17 protein-coding genes and 1 other RNA gene are annotated in these 16730 nt (G+C 62.2%); 14 read left to right on the forward strand and 4 right to left on the reverse strand.

The genetic code is table 11. From position 1 onward, the window contains the following. Positions 1-267 precede the first annotated feature (267 nt). The 5 genes from petA (at position 268) to ACSZPK_RS20880 (ending at position 3999) form a co-directional block, all read left to right on the forward strand. Entirely contained in the window at positions 268-861 is a 594-nt protein-coding gene (gene petA / locus ACSZPK_RS20860; RefSeq protein WP_437883460.1) for a ubiquinol-cytochrome c reductase iron-sulfur subunit, read from the forward strand. Beyond that, on the forward strand, positions 861-2072 hold the full coding sequence (locus ACSZPK_RS20865) for a cytochrome b (RefSeq protein WP_437883461.1): 1212 nt from the start codon (positions 861-863) through the stop codon (positions 2070-2072). The genes petA and ACSZPK_RS20865 overlap by 1 nt, the downstream gene beginning before the upstream one ends. Further along, complete coding sequence (locus ACSZPK_RS20870) at positions 2072-2854, forward strand: cytochrome c1 (RefSeq protein WP_437883462.1); 783 nt, start codon at positions 2072-2074, stop codon at positions 2852-2854. The genes ACSZPK_RS20865 and ACSZPK_RS20870 overlap by 1 nt, the downstream gene beginning before the upstream one ends. A gap of 89 nt (positions 2855-2943) precedes the next feature. Beyond that, the gene (locus ACSZPK_RS20875; RefSeq protein ID WP_437883463.1) at positions 2944-3561 is read left to right on the forward strand and encodes a glutathione S-transferase N-terminal domain-containing protein; all 618 of its coding nucleotides are present in this window, start codon (positions 2944-2946) and stop codon (positions 3559-3561) included. A 15-nt stretch (positions 3562-3576) separates the two neighbouring features. Next, positions 3577-3999: a ClpXP protease specificity-enhancing factor gene (locus ACSZPK_RS20880; RefSeq protein ID WP_437883464.1), complete on the forward strand. Its 423-nt coding sequence runs from the start codon at positions 3577-3579 to the stop codon at positions 3997-3999. Positions 4000-4048: 49 nt separating this feature from the next. Here ACSZPK_RS20880 and ACSZPK_RS20885 read toward each other — a convergent pair whose 3' ends face one another. The 4 genes from ACSZPK_RS20885 to ACSZPK_RS20900 all read right to left on the reverse strand — a co-directional run bounded on the left by ACSZPK_RS20885 (position 4049) and on the right by ACSZPK_RS20900 (position 7439). Continuing rightward, entirely contained in the window at positions 4049-4582 is a 534-nt protein-coding gene (locus ACSZPK_RS20885) for a BON domain-containing protein (RefSeq protein ID WP_437883465.1), read from the reverse strand. Beyond that, a complete protein-coding gene (locus tag ACSZPK_RS20890; protein WP_437883466.1) occupies positions 4579-5172 on the reverse strand; it encodes a phosphoheptose isomerase in 594 nt (197 codons plus the stop codon). Before ACSZPK_RS20890 ends, ACSZPK_RS20885 begins: the two co-directional genes overlap by 4 nt. A 112-nt stretch (positions 5173-5284) precedes the next feature. Further along, on the reverse strand, positions 5285-5671 hold the full coding sequence (locus ACSZPK_RS20895) for a YraN family protein (RefSeq protein ID WP_437883467.1): 387 nt from the start codon (positions 5669-5671) through the stop codon (positions 5285-5287). After that, on the reverse strand, positions 5643-7439 hold the full coding sequence (locus tag ACSZPK_RS20900; RefSeq protein ID WP_437883468.1) for a penicillin-binding protein activator: 1797 nt from the start codon (positions 7437-7439) through the stop codon (positions 5643-5645). The genes ACSZPK_RS20895 and ACSZPK_RS20900 overlap by 29 nt, the downstream gene beginning before the upstream one ends. Before the next feature lie 389 nt (positions 7440-7828). Here ACSZPK_RS20900 and rsmI point away from each other — a divergent pair, with 389 nt between their 5' ends. The 9 genes from rsmI to mraY all read left to right on the forward strand — a co-directional run bounded on the left by rsmI (position 7829) and on the right by mraY (position 16726). Further along, positions 7829-8692 carry a 16S rRNA (cytidine(1402)-2'-O)-methyltransferase gene (gene rsmI / locus ACSZPK_RS20905; protein WP_437883469.1) on the forward strand — a complete coding sequence of 288 codons (864 nt, stop codon included), beginning with the start codon at positions 7829-7831 and terminating at the stop codon, positions 8690-8692. A 52-nt stretch (positions 8693-8744) separates the two neighbouring features. Further along, positions 8745-9094, forward strand: an RNA gene (gene rnpB, locus ACSZPK_RS20910) — RNase P RNA component class A. A 295-nt stretch (positions 9095-9389) separates the two neighbouring features. Beyond that, positions 9390-9845, forward strand: coding sequence for a division/cell wall cluster transcriptional repressor MraZ (mraZ, locus tag ACSZPK_RS20915; protein ID WP_437883470.1), 456 nt, complete (start codon positions 9390-9392; stop codon positions 9843-9845). 2 nt (positions 9846-9847) lie between these two features. Next, positions 9848-10789 (forward strand): 16S rRNA (cytosine(1402)-N(4))-methyltransferase RsmH, encoded by a 942-nt coding sequence (gene rsmH, locus ACSZPK_RS20920; protein ID WP_437883471.1) that lies wholly within the window; start codon positions 9848-9850, stop codon positions 10787-10789. Next, positions 10786-11079 (forward strand): cell division protein FtsL, encoded by a 294-nt coding sequence (gene ftsL / locus ACSZPK_RS20925; protein ID WP_437883472.1) that lies wholly within the window; start codon positions 10786-10788, stop codon positions 11077-11079. Before rsmH ends, ftsL begins: the two co-directional genes overlap by 4 nt. Next, positions 11076-12821, forward strand: coding sequence for a peptidoglycan D,D-transpeptidase FtsI family protein (locus tag ACSZPK_RS20930; RefSeq protein WP_437883473.1), 1746 nt, complete (start codon positions 11076-11078; stop codon positions 12819-12821). Before ftsL ends, ACSZPK_RS20930 begins: the two co-directional genes overlap by 4 nt. Further along, positions 12821-14284 carry a UDP-N-acetylmuramoyl-L-alanyl-D-glutamate--2,6-diaminopimelate ligase gene (locus tag ACSZPK_RS20935; protein WP_437883475.1) on the forward strand — a complete coding sequence of 488 codons (1464 nt, stop codon included), beginning with the start codon at positions 12821-12823 and terminating at the stop codon, positions 14282-14284. Before ACSZPK_RS20930 ends, ACSZPK_RS20935 begins: the two co-directional genes overlap by 1 nt. Continuing rightward, positions 14277-15644 carry a UDP-N-acetylmuramoyl-tripeptide--D-alanyl-D-alanine ligase gene (locus ACSZPK_RS20940; RefSeq protein WP_437883477.1) on the forward strand — a complete coding sequence of 456 codons (1368 nt, stop codon included), beginning with the start codon at positions 14277-14279 and terminating at the stop codon, positions 15642-15644. Before ACSZPK_RS20935 ends, ACSZPK_RS20940 begins: the two co-directional genes overlap by 8 nt. Next, positions 15644-16726, forward strand: a complete 1083-nt coding sequence (gene mraY / locus ACSZPK_RS20945) for a phospho-N-acetylmuramoyl-pentapeptide-transferase (RefSeq protein ID WP_437883479.1) — start codon at positions 15644-15646, stop codon at positions 16724-16726. Before ACSZPK_RS20940 ends, mraY begins: the two co-directional genes overlap by 1 nt. Positions 16727-16730: the final 4 nt, after the last annotated feature.

The following is a 16730-nucleotide window of genomic DNA, read 5'->3' on the forward strand; positions in this document are numbered from 1 at the left end:
GAACCGCCGTATACGGAACCGTACGTACGGTGGTGTGGGAGGACGGCGGGGGCGACCCCGCCTCCTACCCGATCCTGGATTTTTATGCGACAACGTGCCACATCTCTGCAGGCCAGGTATTTCGGGGGATTGCGGCATTTTGTATCAGGCAATTACCTTGTCAGTCATAGGGGTTTTATCTACCATTTCCGCATAATTTGTACGGTTAGTTGTGCTTTATTAAAGGCCTCCTGAAGGCCATAAGAAGAAGCTGATGGGAGAGGACTGATGAGCAATGACGGCGTGAATGCTGGCCGGCGTCGCTTCCTGGTGGCGGCCACGTCCGTGGTCGGGGCTGCCGGAGCGGTGGGGGCAGCGACTCCGTTCGTAGGGTCGTGGTTCCCCAGTGCCAAGGCCAAGGCTGCGGGCGCACCGGTCAAGGTCAACATTGCCAAGATCGAAGCGGGGCAGCAGATGGTTGCCGAATGGAGGGGGCAGCCGGTTTTCATCCTGCGGCGTACCGCGGAAACCCTGAGTAACCTGGAAAAGACGCAGGCGGCGGTCGCCGATCCAGAATCCAAGTCGTCCGTTCAGCCACAATACGTCGACCCGAAGAATCGTTCGATCAAGCCGGAAATCCTGGTGCTGGTCGGGCTGTGTACCCACCTCGGCTGCTCACCTTCCTTTCGCCCTGAAGTGGCGCCGGCCGATCTCGGGCCAGCCTGGTTGGGCGGTTACTTCTGCCCCTGCCATGGTTCGCGCTATGACCTGGCCGGGCGTGTCTACAAGTCGCAGCCCGCGCCGCTGAATCTGCCGGTGCCGCCTCATACCTATGAGTCGGACGATGTCATCGTGATTGGCGTGGACCAGGAGAAAGCCTGATGAAAAAATTCATGTCCTGGGTCGATGCGCGCTTTCCCGCTACGAAAATGTGGGAAGACCACCTGAGTAAGTATTACGCGCCTAAGAACTTCAATTTCTTTTACTTCTTCGGTTCCCTGGCGCTGCTGGTGCTGGTCAACCAATTGCTGACCGGCGTCTGGCTGACCATGAGCTTCACGCCGTCCGCCGAAGAGGCGTTCGCCTCGGTCGAAGGCATCATGCGTGATGTCGAGTACGGCGCGATCATCCGCTACATGCACTCCACCGGTGCGTCGTTCTTCTTTATCGTGGTTTACCTGCACATGTTCCGCGGCCTGCTCTACGGTTCCTACCAGAAGCCGCGTGAGCTGGTGTGGATCTTCGGCATGCTGATCTACCTGTGCCTGATGGCCGAGGCCTTCATGGGCTACTTGTTGCCCTGGGGGCAGATGTCCTACTGGGGCGCCCAGGTGATCATTTCGCTGTTCGGGGCGATACCGGTGATCGGCGATGACCTGACCCAGTGGATTCGTGGTGACTACCTGATCTCGGGGATCACCCTGAACCGCTTCTTCGCCTTGCACGTGATCGCCTTGCCGATCGTTCTGCTCGGCTTGGTGGTGTTGCATATCCTGGCGCTGCACGAGGTCGGTTCGAACAACCCCGATGGCATCGAGATCAAGAAACTCAAGGACGAGAATGGCATTCCGCTGGATGGTATCCCCTTCCACCCGTACTACACGGTGAAGGATATCGTCGGCGTGGTGGTGTTCCTCTTCGTGTTCTGCTTCGTGGTGTTCTTCTTCCCGGAGATGGGCGGTTACTTCCTCGAGAAGCCCAACTTCGAGCAGGCCAACCCGTTCAAGACGCCCGAGCATATCGCCCCGGTCTGGTACTTCACGCCGTTCTACGCGATCCTGCGCGCCGTTCCGGACAAACTCATGGGCGTGATCGCCATGGGCGCCGCCATTGCCGTGCTGTTCGTGCTGCCCTGGCTCGACCGCAGTCCGGTCAAGTCGATGCGCTACAAGGGCTGGCTGAGCCGCATCTGGCTGGCGGTCTTCTGTGCATCCTTCGTCATCCTCGGCTATCTCGGCGTACAGGCGCCGACGCCAACGCGCACCCTCGTCTCGCAGATCTGCACGATCCTGTATTTCGCGTATTTCATCCTGATGCCGTTCTACACGCGGATGGAAAAGACCAAACCGGTTCCGGAAAGGGTGACAGGCTGATGAGAAAGTTATTCGCTGCATTCGTTATCGCGGCACTGCCGGCCCTGTCCTTCGCCGCGGGCGGGCATGATGTCGAGTTGGAGCATGTCGATATCGACCTGACCGACAAGGCTGCCTTGCAGGATGGCGCGCGGACCTTCGCCAACTACTGCATGGGCTGCCACAGTGCCAAGTTCCAGCGCTACGAGCGCGTGGCCAAGGATCTGGGCATTCCCGAAGAGCTGATGATGGAGAACCTGGTATTCACCGGGGCCAAGATCGGCGATCACATGAAGATCGGCATGAAGCCGGAGGACGCCAAGGTCTGGTTCGGCGCCGCGCCGCCAGACCTGACCCTGGTGGCTCGCGTACGTGGCACCGACTGGCTGTACGGCTACCTGCGTTCGTTCTACGAAGATCCGACGCGCCCCTGGGGCGTGAACAACAAGGTCTTCCCCAACGTCGGCATGCCCAACGTGCTGGCGAGCCTGCAGGGGCGCCAGGTGCTCGGTTGCAAGCAGGTCCAGGTGGTGGAGGGCGGCAAGAAGCAGTATGACCCGCTGACCGGCGCACCGCTGACGCATGAGGCGTGCGATCAACTGACGATCAAGCCCAAGACCGGCAAGCTGAGTGAGGCCGAGTTCGACGAGAAGGTACGTAACCTGGTGGCTTTCCTCGCTTACTCGGCGGACCCCAACAAGCTGAACATGCAGCGAATCGGCAGCTATGTGCTGATCTACCTGGCGATTTTCTTCATATTTGCCTACTTGTTGAAGCGAGAGTACTGGAAGGACGTGCACTGATCTTTCACACTATGCCGCTCGACGCACGCGCCCCTCGGGGCGCGTGCGTCTTTCTGCATCCGCAATTCGCTTAATCGAGGAGGGGCGCCGTGGCCGTACCCAATAGACTGGCCTGTTATTCCGACCCCGCCGATCACTACTCTCACCGCGTGCGCCTGGTGCTGGCCGAGAAAAACGTGGTGGTCGATATCATCGACGTCGAGCCCGGTCGTTGTCCGGCCGCGTTGGCTGATGTAAACCCGTATTCCAGTGTGCCGACCCTGGTTGATCGTGATCTGGCGTTGTACGAATCGACCGTGGTGATGGAATACCTGGACGAACGTTATCCTCATCCGCCGTTACTGCCGCCCTATCCGGTGGCACGGGGCAACAGCCGTCTGCTGATCCATCGTATCCAGCGCGACTGGTGTCGCCTGGTGGATGTCATCCTCGATGGTCGGCAGAAGGATGCCGTGCGCGCCCAGGCCCGCAAGGAGTTGCGCGAAAGCCTGACCGGCGTTTCCCCGCTGTTCGCCGAGAAGGCGTTTTTTCTCAGTGACGAAATGAGCCTGGTCGACTGCTGCCTGCTGCCCATCCTCTGGCGCCTGCCGGTGCTGGGGATCGAGTTGCCGCGTCCGGCCAAGCCGTTGCTGGACTACATGGACAGGCATTTCGCTCGCGAAGGTTTCCAGGCCAGCCTGTCCGCTACCGAACGCAATATGCGCTGAATAGGAGGTATCCCGATGAATTCCAGTCGTCCCTATCTGGTGCGCGCGCTGTATGAGTGGATCGTCGACAATGACTGCACGCCTCATCTGCTGGTCAACTCCGACTTTTCCGGTGTGCGTGTGCCGGCCGGCTTTGCCAAGGATGGGCAGATTGTCCTGAACGTCTCGCCCAGCGCCGTGCGCAACCTGCACATGGACAACGAGGCGGTGAGCTTCGAGGGGCGTTTCGGTGGTGTTCCTCACTCGCTGTACGTGCCGGCTGGCGCGATGCTGGCCATTTATGCCCGGGAGAACGGGCAGGGCATGGTCTTCGAGCTGGAGCCGTCTTTGGAGGGCGAGGCGGAGGCGGACGAGCAGGGGCCGGACGATGATGGTCCTTCCGGCGGTGGCGAGCCGCCGCGGCCGAGTGGGCGCCCAAGCCTGAAAGTGGTCAAGTGAAATGAAAAAAGGCGATCCGATGGATCGCCTTTTTCATGCTGCGTGCCGTTTAGTCGGTGTATTGGAACAACTGGACGATACGCTGAACGCCGGATACGCCCTGGACCACGTTGGTGGCGTTGGCGCCTTCCTGGCGGGTGACCAGGCCGAGCAGGTAGACGATGCCGTTTTCGGTCACCACCTTGATGCGACTGCTGGGTACGCTGCTGTCGAACAGCATGGAGCTCTTGACCTTGGTGGTCAGGGCCGCATCGTTGCTGCGTGCCAGGGCCGAGTTGGGTTTGAGGATCTGCAGGTCGTTGTGCACCTTGCGCACACCACGGGTATTGCGCGCGGCTTGTTCGGCTTTTTCCTTGAGTTCGGCGCGGGGGGTCTGGCCGGCAAGCAGGATCACGCCGTTATAGGCGGTGGTGACCACGTGCGACGTTGGGCTGGTCAGATCCGGGGCAGCGTCGGCAACGGCCTTGGCGACTTCGGGTTCGAGGAACTGGTCATCGATCTTGTTGCCCAGGCTGCGGTTGCTGCAGCCCGTCAGCAGGACGCTGAGGGCCAGGGCGGCAACGATGAGCGGATTGCGGGTCATTCTTCACTCCCGAACAGTTGGCGGTCGATCAGGTCGCACAGGCAGTGGATGGCCAGCAGGTGCACTTCCTGAATGCGTGCGGTGACCTTGGATGGCACGCGAATCTCAACATCTTCCGGCAGCAGCAGGGAGGCCATGCCGCCACCATCCCGGCCAGTCAGGGCGACCACGATCATCTCGCGATCGTGGGCGGCCTGGATGGCCTGGATCACATTCGCCGAATTACCGCTGGTGGAAATGGCCAGCAGTACGTCGCCGGGTTGGCCAAGCGCACGAATCTGCTTGGAAAACACTTCGTTGTAGCTGTAGTCGTTGGCGATCGAGGTGATGGTCGAGCTGTCGGTGGTCAGGGCCACGGCCGGCAGGCTCGGACGTTCACGTTCGAAGCGGTTGAGCAGCTCGGAGGAGAAGTGTTGGGCATCGCCGGCCGAGCCGCCGTTGCCGCAACTGAGGATCTTGCCCTCGTTGAGCAATGCATTGACCATCACTTGGCTGCCGTGTTCGATGAACGGCACCAGAATTTCCACGGCTTGCTGCTTGGTCTCGATGCTGGCATGGAACATCTGGCGAATTCTAGATTGCATGTCCATCGGTAAAACCTTCAGTGTGCGGGCTTGGCGGGCCCTGAGTGGTGTGACGAGATTCTTCACCCGTGCGGCTTTCTAGCAGGCACTAGGTGTTCAAGGCAAATCGAAAAGGGTTTCATGCGTCAAAGGCGTTGCGCAGCCAGTTGAGTTCGCCCGCCTTGCCGTCGCTGCCCGCTCCTGAGGTGACCACATCGAAGCGGCAGGGATGCTTGGTCCAGCGCTTTTCTTTCAACAGGAAGGATTGTGCGGCATGGATGATGCGTTGCTGCTTGCGCGCATCGACGCTTTCCAGTGCGCCGCCCCAGGCCGCATGGCTGCGGTGGCGAACTTCGACGAATACTACTGTATCGCCATCAAGCATGACCAGATCGAGCTCGCCGCCGCGGCATGACCAGTTCTGCGCCAGCAGGCGCAGCCCCTGGCTTTGCAGATGGGCAGCGGCACGCGCCTCTACGGCGCGGCCACTGTCACGCTTATTGACCGAGTCGCTGGACCTGACCATTACGGAACTCGGCCCAGGGCAGGCTGCGTTCGATGCGTTGCGTCGGGTTCAGGCTGAGGGTGCCGGACAGGCCTTCGACGCTACTTTCAGGCAGGGCCTGGAGCTGGCTAAGGCGCGGTGCCAGGCGAAAGGCATCGACGCCCATGGCGTACAGGCGGCCGAGGCTGCCTGCCGCCTGTGGCCACTGGCGGTCGACCTGTTGGCGCAGCGGGTCGTTGGCGTCCAGCAGCCAGGGGGTTTCGCAGAAGCGAATGCCCTCCAGGTCGCGGTATTGGCTGGGATTGTTGCCGCCCGTGTACAGGTGTGAGGTCGCGTAGACGGGCATGTCGCCAGCGTACTGGAAGGCCAGGGTCGGTTTTATCTGCTGGGCCTGTTGCGGGGTAGCGACGAGGAAAATGAAGTCGCCGCCTTCAGGCGTGACGGTTGGCTCATTGCCCTGGGTATCGTCAAGAGGTTGAGTGCGTGGGCCCTGCTGGCGCAATTTCAGCAGGTCGCCGATCTGTCTGGCCATTTCCACGGGTTGGGCGATGTGCTCCGCGGCGATCAGTGTGCCGCCGGCCGATTGCCATTCCTGGCGGAAGGCGGCCAGTACGCGGTCGCCCCATTCGCCGGATGGAACCAGGGCGATGGCCTGGCGCAGACCGTCGGCCCAGGCGCGTCGAGCGACTTCACGGGCTTCGTCTTCGGCGGCCAGGCCGAATTGGAATAGCTGTGCCGGACCTTGGCGATTGCTGTCGCTGTAGTTCAGGGCCAGGGTGGTGATTGGCAGTTGCTGGCGTTCGCTGAGCTGCTTGACCAGTGGTTTCTCCAGAGGGCCGACCACCAGTTGCACGCCGTCGGCCTGGGCCTTGCGATAGAACTCGTCCAGGTTGGCCAGCCGCGAGCTGTCGTAGAACACGACTTGTGGCGGATTCTGGCCTTCCTGCTGGGCTTGCAGTTGCGCGGCGATGAAACCGTCGCGCAAGGCTTTCGCCACCGAGGCGAGTTGACCGTCCTGGGGGAGCAGCAGGGCGATCTTGTTCACTGGCTGGCTGGCGATTTCCTTGAGCTTGACCAGGGATGACGGCAATTGCTCGGCGGCGGGGTGTTGCGGATTCTGCGCACGCCAGGTGTCGATGGCGCTCAGTTGCTGGATCGGGTTGATGTTGCTCTTGACGATGCGCGCCAGTTGCAGCCAGCCGTTCAGGTCAGCGTCACTGTCACCTTGCAACTGGTCCAGCGGCAGGCTGGAAACCAATGCCCAGATGGCTTCGTGGTTCTGCTTGGCGGCGTCGCCGTTGAGCAGGGGCGCGATATAGATGCGGTCGCGGGCCGCGGCCAGGGTCTGGCCGTCGGCCTGCAGTGCCTTGGCGCGTACCAGTTGGGTGCGGACCTGCTGCTCGACGGGCAGTTCTGCCAGGTGTTGCAGGCTGGGATGCGTCAGGGCCTTCAGGGCTGCCTTGGCATCGTTGCGGCTCAGTGCCAGCTCGGCGCTCAGGGTACTGGCGAATACCTGCTGTGCCGGCTTGAGCAGGTCGACCTGCACACCCTTGAGGATGGCTGTGGCGCGCCCCGCATTGTTCTGTCTGAATGCCTGGTCGGCTGCCGACAGGCGCAGCAAGGATGCTTGTTGCGGGTCCTTGGCTTCGATGGCCTGTTGCAACATCTGTTCGATGCTGGCGTCGGGGGTGCGCGGCAGTTCGCCGAGGGTCGAGGTCGGCGTGCTGCCACAGGCAGCCAGCAGGCCGGCGAGACAGAGGGCGGAGAGCGGACGCAGGCAGGCGATCATCTAACGTTCCCGGTGCTTGAGCAAAAATTGAGTCGGCGATTGTACCCAAGCCACGTCTTCGGCGCGATGCTAGGGTCTGTTGATGTTTCGGCGCAAGCCGCGTTGTCGCGAGAAATAACCCCCGGTTAGGCGTAGGACGCAGGCAATGGTCATTCCCTTACCAAGTCCTGCAACGACAGCGGGGGTTATTTCTCGCACAACCCGCAGGGCCGGGCCAGTTTTTACACGATGCAGCGTTACTCGATGGCTCATTTAGCCCACTAAACTTCGCATCTCGCGCCTCGCCTCGTGTAAAAACTGGCTCCGGCGCGGTCGCGACGAAACGTCAACAGACCCTTGGGTGTGTAGCGGCTACAATGCGCGCTTTTCGTCATGACCGAGGTGTGCAGATGAGCCAATCCACCGTTCCCAGTGCCGCGGGCACCTTGTATGTGGTGGCCACGCCTATCGGTAACCTGGATGACATCAGTGCCCGTGCGCTGCGGGTGCTCAAGGAGGTCGCGCTGATTGCCGCCGAGGATACCCGGCACTCCGTGCGCCTGCTCCAGCACTTCGGCATCGATACGCCGTTGGCGGCTTGCCATGATCACAATGAGCGCGACCAGGGCGGGCGTTTTCTCGCACGTCTGCAAGAAGGCGCGGATGTCGCGCTGATTTCCGATGCCGGTACGCCGCTCATCTCCGATCCGGGCTTTCATCTGGTGCGCCAGGTGCGCCAGGCCGGTATCCGGGTGGTGCCGGTGCCTGGAGCCTGTGCGCTGATCGCGGCGCTCTCGGCGGCGGGCCTGCCGTCCGATCGCTTCATCTTCGAGGGCTTCCTGCCTGCCAAGGCGACGGCTCGTCGCAGTCGCCTCACAGAGGTACTGGAGGAGCCGCGTACGCTGATCTTTTACGAGGCGCCCCATCGTTTGCTGGAAAGCATCGCCGACATGCGCGATGTGTTCGGCGGCGAGCGGCATGTGGTGCTGGGGCGCGAACTGACCAAGACCTTCGAAACGATCAAAGGGCTGCCGCTCGGGGAACTGCACGATTGGGTCGCGGCCGATGCCAACCAGCAGCGTGGCGAATGCGTTTTGCTGGTGTCTGGCTGGCTGGCGCCGGAGGGCGACGAGGCGATCAACGCCGAGGCGCTGCGGGTGCTCGACCTGTTGCTCGCCGAGTTGCCGCTCAAGCGCGCGGCTGCCCTGGCGGCGGAAATCACCGGAGTCAGGAAGAACCTGCTCTACCAGGCCGGTCTGGAGAGGAAAGGCTGAGCATCGGCTGCAGCTTGCAGCCCGGCGCCTGCATCGTTACCCTTGCCGCCGGAGAGTCGATCGGACAGTCGCTGCCTTCCATCTGGAAGGGGGAGGAAAGTCCGGGCTCCATAGGGCGGAGTGCCAGGTAACGCCTGGGAGGCGCGAGCCTACGGAAAGTGCCACAGAAAATAACCGCCTAAGCGCTTCGGCGCCGGTAAGGGTGAAAAGGTGCGGTAAGAGCGCACCGCGCGACTGGTAACAGTTCGTGGCTAGGCAAACCCCACTCGGAGCAAGACCAAATAGGGTTCCATTGGCGTGGCCCGCGCTGGAACCGGGTAGGTTGCTAAAGGCGTGCAGTGATGTACGTCGTAGAGGAATGACTGTCCTCGACAGAACCCGGCTTACAGATCGACTCTCCTCCTTTCTTTCCGGACAAACTTCCGTCCGTCGTATTTCAGAAAAGACACGATCATGAGAAATCACTTTAAGTTCTGAGCCTAGCTCCATGACTTGAAAAGTGTTTGATTTCTAGTGTCCGTTTCTCCTCGTTTTAGCCCCCGCTTCGTTCGCTAAATCTCCGTCACATAAGGGATTTTTCTCTTCAACCGTGCCTTGACGGTGGGGTTGGTGGATTTCTATAGTGTGCCGATGTGGCACAAAGTGGAAGAAAGTGGGTCATAGGGGCACAGAAAGCTAATTTTTTGGGGGCACGACATTGTTTCGTGGAGCGAACGCCATCAGTCTCGACGCCAAGGGGCGACTCGCGATGCCAAGCCGGTATCGTGACGAGCTCGTTACGCGTTGTGCTGGCCAGCTTATTGTCACGATCGATGCCGTCGATGCCTGTCTCTGTGTTTATCCACTCCCTGAATGGGAGCTGATCGAATCCAAACTCCGTGAACTTCCCTCGTTGCGAGAGGAAACCCGTCGCCTGCAGCGCCTGCTGATCGGTAACGCGGTGGACATCGAGCTCGATGGCAGTGGTCGTTTCCTCGTGCCGCCACGTTTGCGTGCGCATGCAGGCCTGGACAAGCACGCGATGCTGGTTGGCCAACTGAACAAATTCCAACTGTGGAACGAAGACGCCTGGAACGCTCTTGCCGATGCGGACCTGGCAGCCATCAAACAACCTGGCGCTCTGCCGGACGACTTGCGTGACCTGATCCTGTGAACATGACCAGCAGCTACCAACACATCACCGTACTGCTCGACGAGGCTGTCGAGAGCCTCGCCTTGCGCGAGGACGGCTGCTACGTGGATGGTACGTTCGGTCGAGGAGGGCACAGCAGGCTGATCTTGTCCGGGCTGGGGCCGAACGGTCGCCTGCTTGGTTTCGACAAGGATCCACAGGCAATCTCGACGGGAAATGCACTGGCGGCCGAAGACGGCCGCTTCGTCGTTGTGCAGCGCAGCTTTGCCGAGCTGGGCGAAGAGGCCGTTGCCCGTGGCCTGGCTCAGCGCGTCGACGGCATCCTGCTGGACCTTGGCGTGTCTTCGCCGCAACTGGACGATGCCGAGCGCGGTTTCAGTTTCCTCAATGACGGCCCGCTGGATATGCGCATGAATCCCGATGCCGGGGTCAGCGCGGCGCAGTGGATCGCCACGGCGGACGAGGAGGAAATAGCGCGGGTCTTCAAAGATTATGGCGAAGAGCGCTTCGCCAAGCGTATGGCGCGAGCCGTGGTGAACCGGCGTACGGCCAAGCCATTCGAGCGCACCGCTGACCTCGCCGCCGTGTTGACCGAGGCCAACCCGGCCTGGGAGAAAGGCAAGAATCCGGCGACCCGTGCCTTTCAGGGCATCCGCATTTATATCAACAGTGAGCTGGCCGACCTCGAGCGTGGCCTCGATGCGGCGCTGGAGTCGCTGGCCGTGGGCGGGCGTCTGGTAGTGATCAGCTTCCACTCCCTGGAAGATCGCATCGTCAAGCAGTTCATGAAACGTCATGCCAAGGGTGAAGCAGACAAGCTGCCGCGTGACCTGCCGATCATTCCCAAGGCGTTCGAGCCGCGCCTGAAGCTGCTGGGCAAACCCCAATACGCCTCCGAGGCCGAGCTCAAGGCCAATCCGCGTTCACGTAGCGCGGTCATGCGTGTGGCGGAGAAGCTGCGATGAGCCGCCTGTTCGCCAAGCCATTGCCACCGGGCAGCTTCCTGCTCGCCGTGCTGTTCGCTGGCGTGCTGTTTTCGGCCATTGCCGTGTCCTACAGCGCCTACTGGAATCGCCAGTTACTCAATGCCCTTTATGGCGAACTGAGCATTCGCGACAAGGCCCAGGCCGAGTGGGGACGCCTGATTCTGGAGCAAAGCACCTGGACCGCGCATAGCCGGATCGAGACGCTGGCCACCGAGCAGTTGAAGATGCGCATCCCCGAACCGGCCGAAATCCGGATGGTGGCGCCATGATCAATCTCGAAGGCGCTCGTTATCCCTGGCGTTTCCGCGTCGTGCTGGCCGCCCTGGCGCTGATGGTCGCTGCCATTTCCTGGCGCATCATCGACCTGCACGTGATCGACCATGATTTCCTCCAGGCCCATGGCGATGCGCGCAGCGTGCGGCACATTCCGATTCCCGCCCACCGCGGCCTGATCACCGATCGCAACGGCGAGCCGCTGGCCGTGAGTACGCCGGTCACCACCTTGTGGGCCAATGGCAAGGAACTGAGCAAGGCGCCCGAACGTTGGGCCGATCTGGCCAGGGTGCTGGGCCAGGAGCCGAAAGGTTTCGCCCAGCGCTTGCAGCAGAGCAGCGAGCGTGAATTCATGTATCTGGTGCGTGGCCTGACGCCCGAGCAGGGCCAGGCCGTGCTCGACCTCAAGGTGCCTGGCGTCTATGGCATCGAGGAGTTTCGTCGTTTCTATCCGGCAGGCGATGTCACCGCCCATGTCATCGGCTTCACTGATGTCGACGACAAAGGCCGCGAAGGCATGGAACTGGCCTTCGACGAGTGGCTGGCTGGCGTGCCGGGCAAGCGCCAGGTGCTGAAGGATCGTCGCGGCCGCCTGATCAAGGACGTACAGGTCTCGCGCAACGCCAAGGCGGGCAAGACCCTGGCGCTATCCATCGACCTGCGCCTGCAATACCTGGCTCATCGTGAACTGCGCAATGCCCTGATCGAGAACGGCGCCAAGGCGGGCAGCCTGGTGATCGTCGACGTCAAGACTGGCGAAGTGCTCGCCATGTCCAACCAGCCGACCTACAACCCGAACAACCGTCGCAACCTGTTGCCGGCGGCCATGCGCAACCGGGCGATGATCGACGTGTTCGAACCCGGTTCTACCGTCAAGCCGCTGTCGATGAGCGCCGCGCTGGAAACCGGTCGCTGGAAACCCAGCAATATGGTCGAGGTCTGGCCTGGTTCGCTGCAGATCGGCCGCTACACCATCAAGGACGTGTCCAAGACCGAAGGGCGCGTTTTGGATCTGACCGGCATCCTGATCAACTCCAGTAACGTCGGCATGAGCAAGGTGGCCTTCGATATTGGCGGCGAGGCCATTCATGACCTGATGGCCAAGCTTGGCTTCGGTCAGGACACTGGCCTGGGTTTCCCCGGGGAGCGGGTCGGTAATCTGCCGAGTCATCGCGAATGGCGCCAGGCCGAGACGGCGACGCTTTCCTATGGCTACGGGGTGTCGGTAACCGCCGTCCAACTGGCGCATGCCTACGCCACGCTGGCCAATAACGGCCGTGCCGTGCCGTTGTCGATGACCCGCGTGGATAACAAGCCGGAAGGCGTCCAGGTGCTCCCCGAGGATGTCGCGAAAACCATGCAGGGCATGCTCCAGCAGGTGGTCGAGGCGCCGCGTGGTGTGTACCGCGCCCAGGTTCCCGGTTATCACGTGTCTGGCAAGAGTGGTACGGCGCGTAAAGCCAGTGTCGGCACCAAGGGCTACACCGAAAACGCCTATCGCTCGTTGTTCGCTGGCTTCGCGCCCAGTGGCAACCCGCGTTTCGCCATGGTCGTGGTGATCGACGAGCCGAGCAAGGCGGGCTACTTCGGTGGCCTGGTCTCTGCGCCCGTGTTCAGCAAGGTCATGGGTGGCACATTGCGTCTGATGAACATCACCCCGGATAACCTGCCGCCTGCGCTCGATCCGGGTGCGGCAGGCAAGACCGTTGCGGTCTCTGGCCAAGGAGGGCAGCGCTGATGCCCATGCCATTGAATCAATTGCTGCTGCAGGCACAATCGGCCACGCTGATTCGCGAGCTGACCCTGGATAGCCGCAGGGTGCGTCCGGGCGATCTGTTCCTGGCCGTTCCGGGGATCAGTCAGGACGGCCGTGCCTATATAGAAGACGCGCTGGCGCGTGGCGCCAGTGCTGTCGCTTATGAGAGCGAAGGTGCCCCAGCGGTGCGTGCCGTGACCGCCGAACTGGTGCCGATTCGCGGGCTGGCAGCGCAGTTGTCAGCGATTGCCGGGCGCTTCTATGGCGAGCCGAGCCGCGCCTTGCATCTGGTCGGCGTCACCGGCACCAACGGCAAGACCAGTGTCAGCCAGTTGGTCGCCCAGGCCCTGGACCAGCTTGGCGAGCGTTGCGGCATCATCGGCACGCTTGGCAATGGTTTCTACGATGCACTGGAGAGTGGTCGTCACACCACGCCGGACCCGGTCGCGGTACAGGCCGTTCTCGCCGATCTCAAACAGGCCGGGGCACGGGCGTTGGCCATGGAGGTCTCTTCCCATGGGCTCGAACAAGGTCGCGTCGCCGGGCTGGATTTCGACATCGCGGTGTTCACCAACCTGTCGCGTGATCACCTCGATTATCACGGCAGCATGGAAGCCTACGGGGCTGCCAAGGCCAAGCTGTTTGCCAGCAGCGGCCTGCGTTGCCGGGTGATCAATATCGACGACGCCTTCGGCCTCCGCCTGGCGAGCGAAGCGCATGAGTCGCGCCTGATCAGCTACAGCCTGAGCGACAGCTCGGCCTACCTGTTCTGCCGCGAAATGCATTTCGACGACAACGGGGTTCGTGCCCATCTGGTCACGCCGCAAGGCGAAGGCCTGTTGCGCAGTCCGTTGCTCGGTCGCTTCAACCTGAGCAACCTGCTCGCGGTGGTCGGTGCCCTGCTCGGCCTGGGCTATGGCCTGGATGAAATCCTGCGTGTCCTGCCTGGATTGAATGGTCCGCTTGGGCGCATGCAGCGTTTCGGCGGCGGCGAGCAGCCGCTGGTGGTGGTCGACTACGCCCACACGCCCGATGCGTTGGAGAAAGTCCTGGAGGCACTACGCCCTCATGCCAACGGTCGCCTGCTATGTCTGTTTGGCTGCGGTGGCGATCGCGATAGCGGCAAGCGCCCGCTGATGGCGGCCGTGGCCGAGCGGCTGGCAGATCGCGTGCTGGTCACGGACGACAATCCGCGCACAGAGGCCGCAGAAAAAATCTTCGCTGACATTCGTGCCGGCTTCGCCGACCCGGATGCGGTGGACTTCGTTCATGGCCGTGAGCAGGCCATCGCAGCGCTGATCGCTTCGGCACAGGCCGATGATGTGATCCTGCTGGCCGGCAAGGGGCACGAGGATTACCAGGAGGTCGATGGCGTGCGGCGTCCGTTCTCCGATCTGGAGCAGACCGTGCGCGCTCTGCAAGGTTGGGAGGTCGCCCATGCTTGAGCCGATGTCGCTTTCGCGCGTGGCCCTGCCGCTCTCCGCTCGCGTAGCCGGGGCTGACGTCGCGTTCTCGGCGGTTTCCACCGACAGCCGCAGGATCGAGCCGGGTCAGTTGTTCATCGCCCTGGTCGGCCCGAACTTCGATGGCCATGACTATCTGGCTGAGGTGAAGGCCAAGGGCACTGTCGCCGCCCTGGTCGAGCATGAGGTCAAGGGCGTCGACCTGCCACAGCTGGTAGTGAGCGATACGCGCATCGCCCTCGGCCAACTGGGCGCTCTGAATCGCCAGGCCTACAACGGCCCGTTGGCCGCCGTGACGGGTTCGGCCGGCAAGACCACGGTCAAGGAAATGCTGGCGAGCATCCTGCGTGCCGCACTCGAAGGCCCGGTGCTTGCTACCCGTGGCAATCTGAACAACGACCTGGGCGCGCCGCTGACTCTACTTGAGCTGGCGCCAGAACACGTGGGTGCAGTCATCGAGCTGGGCGCCAATCATGTCGGCGAAATCGCCTACACGGTCAGCCTGACCCGGCCCCAGGTGGCGATCATCACCAACGCAGGCTTCGCCCATGTCGGTGAGTTCGGTGGCCCGGACAAGATCGTCGAGGCCAAGGGCGAGATCATCGAAGGGTTGCCCGCTGACGGCACGGCGATTCTCAACCTGGATGACAAGGCGTTCCCGGTCTGGAAGGCCCGGGCTGGGCAGCGCAAGGTCCTGAGCTTTGCTCTAGGCAACACGGCCGCCGATTTCCATGCCAGCGCCCTGGGGCGTGACGCGCGCGGTTGTGTGCGCTTTACCCTGCAAGGTCTGGCCGGTGAGGCCGAGATCCAATTGAATCTGCTGGGCGAGCACAACGTCGCCAATGCCTTGGCCGCCGCCGCCGCCGCCCACGTACTGGGCGTGCCGCTGGTCGGGATTCGCCAGGGCCTGGAAAGCCTGCAGCCGGTCAAGGGCCGCGCGGTGGCGCAACTGGCCAGCAATGGCAGCGTGTGGATCGACGATACCTACAACGCAAATCCCGTTTCGATGTGCGCCGCCGTTGATATACTCGCCGCCTTCTCCGGCCGCACCGTCCTGGTGCTGGGAGATATGGGCGAGTTGGGCGATTGGGCCGAGCAGGGGCACCGCGATGTCGGTTCCTATGCGTCGGGCAAAGTCGATGCGCTCTATGCCGTTGGGCCGTGGATGGCGCACGCCGTGGCGGCCTTCGGCAAGCAGGGTTTTCATTTCAACGATCAAGCCAGCCTGATCGCCGCTCTGCGTGGCGAGCCGGGCGGTATCACCGTTCTAGTCAAAGGTTCGCGCAGCGCGGCGATGGAAAACATCGTCGCGGCATTCTGTGCATCAGGGGAGAGTCATTAATGCTGCTGCTGCTGGCGGAGTACCTGCAACAGTTCTACACCGGATTCGGCGTATTCCAGTACCTGACCCTGCGCGGGATTCTTGGTGTGCTGACCGCGCTGGCGTTGTCGCTGGCGCTCGGCCCGTGGATGATCCGCACCCTGCAGATTCGCCAGATCGGCCAGGCCGTGCGTAACGATGGGCCGCAATCGCACCTGTCGAAGAAAGGCACGCCGACCATGGGCGGCGCGCTGATCCTGTCGTCCATCGCCATCAGTACCCTGCTGTGGGCTGACCTGAGCAACCGCTACGTGTGGACCGTACTGGCCGTCACCCTGCTGTTCGGCGCCATCGGCTGGGTCGACGACTACCGCAAGGTGATCGAGAAGAACTCGCGCGGCCTGCCGAGTCGCTGGAAGTATTTCTGGCAGTCTGTATTCGGTCTCGGTGCGGCGATCTTCCTTTATGTGACTGCCGAGAGCGCGGTCGAGACCACGCTGATCCTGCCGATGGTGAAGAACGTCGGCATCCCGCTGGGCATCGGCTTCATCGTGCTGACCTACTTCGTCATCGTCGGTTCGAGCAACGCGGTCAACCTGACCGATGGCCTCGACGGCTTGGCGATCATGCCGACGGTGATGGTCGCTGGCGCCCTGGCGGTGTTCTGCTACCTGTCGGGCAACATCAAGTTCGCCGACTACCTGCTGATCCCCTACGTGCCGGGCGCGGGGGAACTGATCGTGTTCTGTGCCGCCCTTGTCGGTGCCGGGCTCGGATTTCTCTGGTTCAACACCTATCCGGCGCAAGTGTTCATGGGCGACGTTGGCGCGCTGGCGCTGGGCGCCGCGCTGGGCACCATCGCCGTGATCGTGCGTCAGGAAATCGTGCTGTTCATCATGGGCGGCGTGTTCGTCATGGAAACCCTGTCGGTGATGATCCAGGTCGCGTCGTTCAAGTTGACCGGCAAGCGCGTGTTCCGCATGGCGCCGATCCACCACCACTTCGAATTGAAAGGCTGGCCCGAACCCCGCGTGATCGTACGTTTCTGGATCATCACGGTGATCCTCGTGCTGATCGGTCTTGCCACGTTGAAACTGAGGTAATAGA

Origin of the sequence: Pseudomonas sp. LRF_L74 (genome assembly GCF_965644255.1) — a bacterium.
Taxonomy (GTDB): Bacteria; Pseudomonadota; Gammaproteobacteria; order Pseudomonadales; family Pseudomonadaceae; genus Aquipseudomonas.

Bases quoted from the DNA above. Each gene is read 5' to 3' on its own strand.
- petA (WP_437883460.1), top strand. From the start codon at position 268: ATGAGCAATGACGGCGTGAATGCTGGCCGGCGTCGCTTCCTGGTGGCG.
- ACSZPK_RS20865 (WP_437883461.1), top strand. From the start codon at position 861: ATGAAAAAATTCATGTCCTGGGTCGATGCGCGCTTTCCCGCTACGAAA.
- ACSZPK_RS20870 (WP_437883462.1), top strand. From the start codon at position 2,072: ATGAGAAAGTTATTCGCTGCATTCGTTATCGCGGCACTGCCGGCCCTG.
- ACSZPK_RS20880 (WP_437883464.1), top strand. From the start codon at position 3,577: ATGAATTCCAGTCGTCCCTATCTGGTGCGCGCGCTGTATGAGTGGATC.
- ACSZPK_RS20885 (WP_437883465.1), bottom strand. From the start codon at position 4,582: ATGACCCGCAATCCGCTCATCGTTGCCGCCCTGGCCCTCAGCGTCCTG.
- ACSZPK_RS20890 (WP_437883466.1), bottom strand. From the start codon at position 5,172: ATGGACATGCAATCTAGAATTCGCCAGATGTTCCATGCCAGCATCGAG.
- ACSZPK_RS20895 (WP_437883467.1), bottom strand. From the start codon at position 5,671: ATGGTCAGGTCCAGCGACTCGGTCAATAAGCGTGACAGTGGCCGCGCC.
- ACSZPK_RS20900 (WP_437883468.1), bottom strand. From the start codon at position 7,439: ATGATCGCCTGCCTGCGTCCGCTCTCCGCCCTCTGTCTCGCCGGCCTG.
- rsmI (WP_437883469.1), top strand. From the start codon at position 7,829: ATGAGCCAATCCACCGTTCCCAGTGCCGCGGGCACCTTGTATGTGGTG.
- rsmH (WP_437883471.1), top strand. From the start codon at position 9,848: ATGACCAGCAGCTACCAACACATCACCGTACTGCTCGACGAGGCTGTC.
- ftsL (WP_437883472.1), top strand. From the start codon at position 10,786: ATGAGCCGCCTGTTCGCCAAGCCATTGCCACCGGGCAGCTTCCTGCTC.
- ACSZPK_RS20930 (WP_437883473.1), top strand. From the start codon at position 11,076: ATGATCAATCTCGAAGGCGCTCGTTATCCCTGGCGTTTCCGCGTCGTG.
- ACSZPK_RS20935 (WP_437883475.1), top strand. From the start codon at position 12,821: ATGCCCATGCCATTGAATCAATTGCTGCTGCAGGCACAATCGGCCACG.
- ACSZPK_RS20940 (WP_437883477.1), top strand. From the start codon at position 14,277: ATGCTTGAGCCGATGTCGCTTTCGCGCGTGGCCCTGCCGCTCTCCGCT.
- mraY (WP_437883479.1), top strand. From the start codon at position 15,644: ATGCTGCTGCTGCTGGCGGAGTACCTGCAACAGTTCTACACCGGATTC.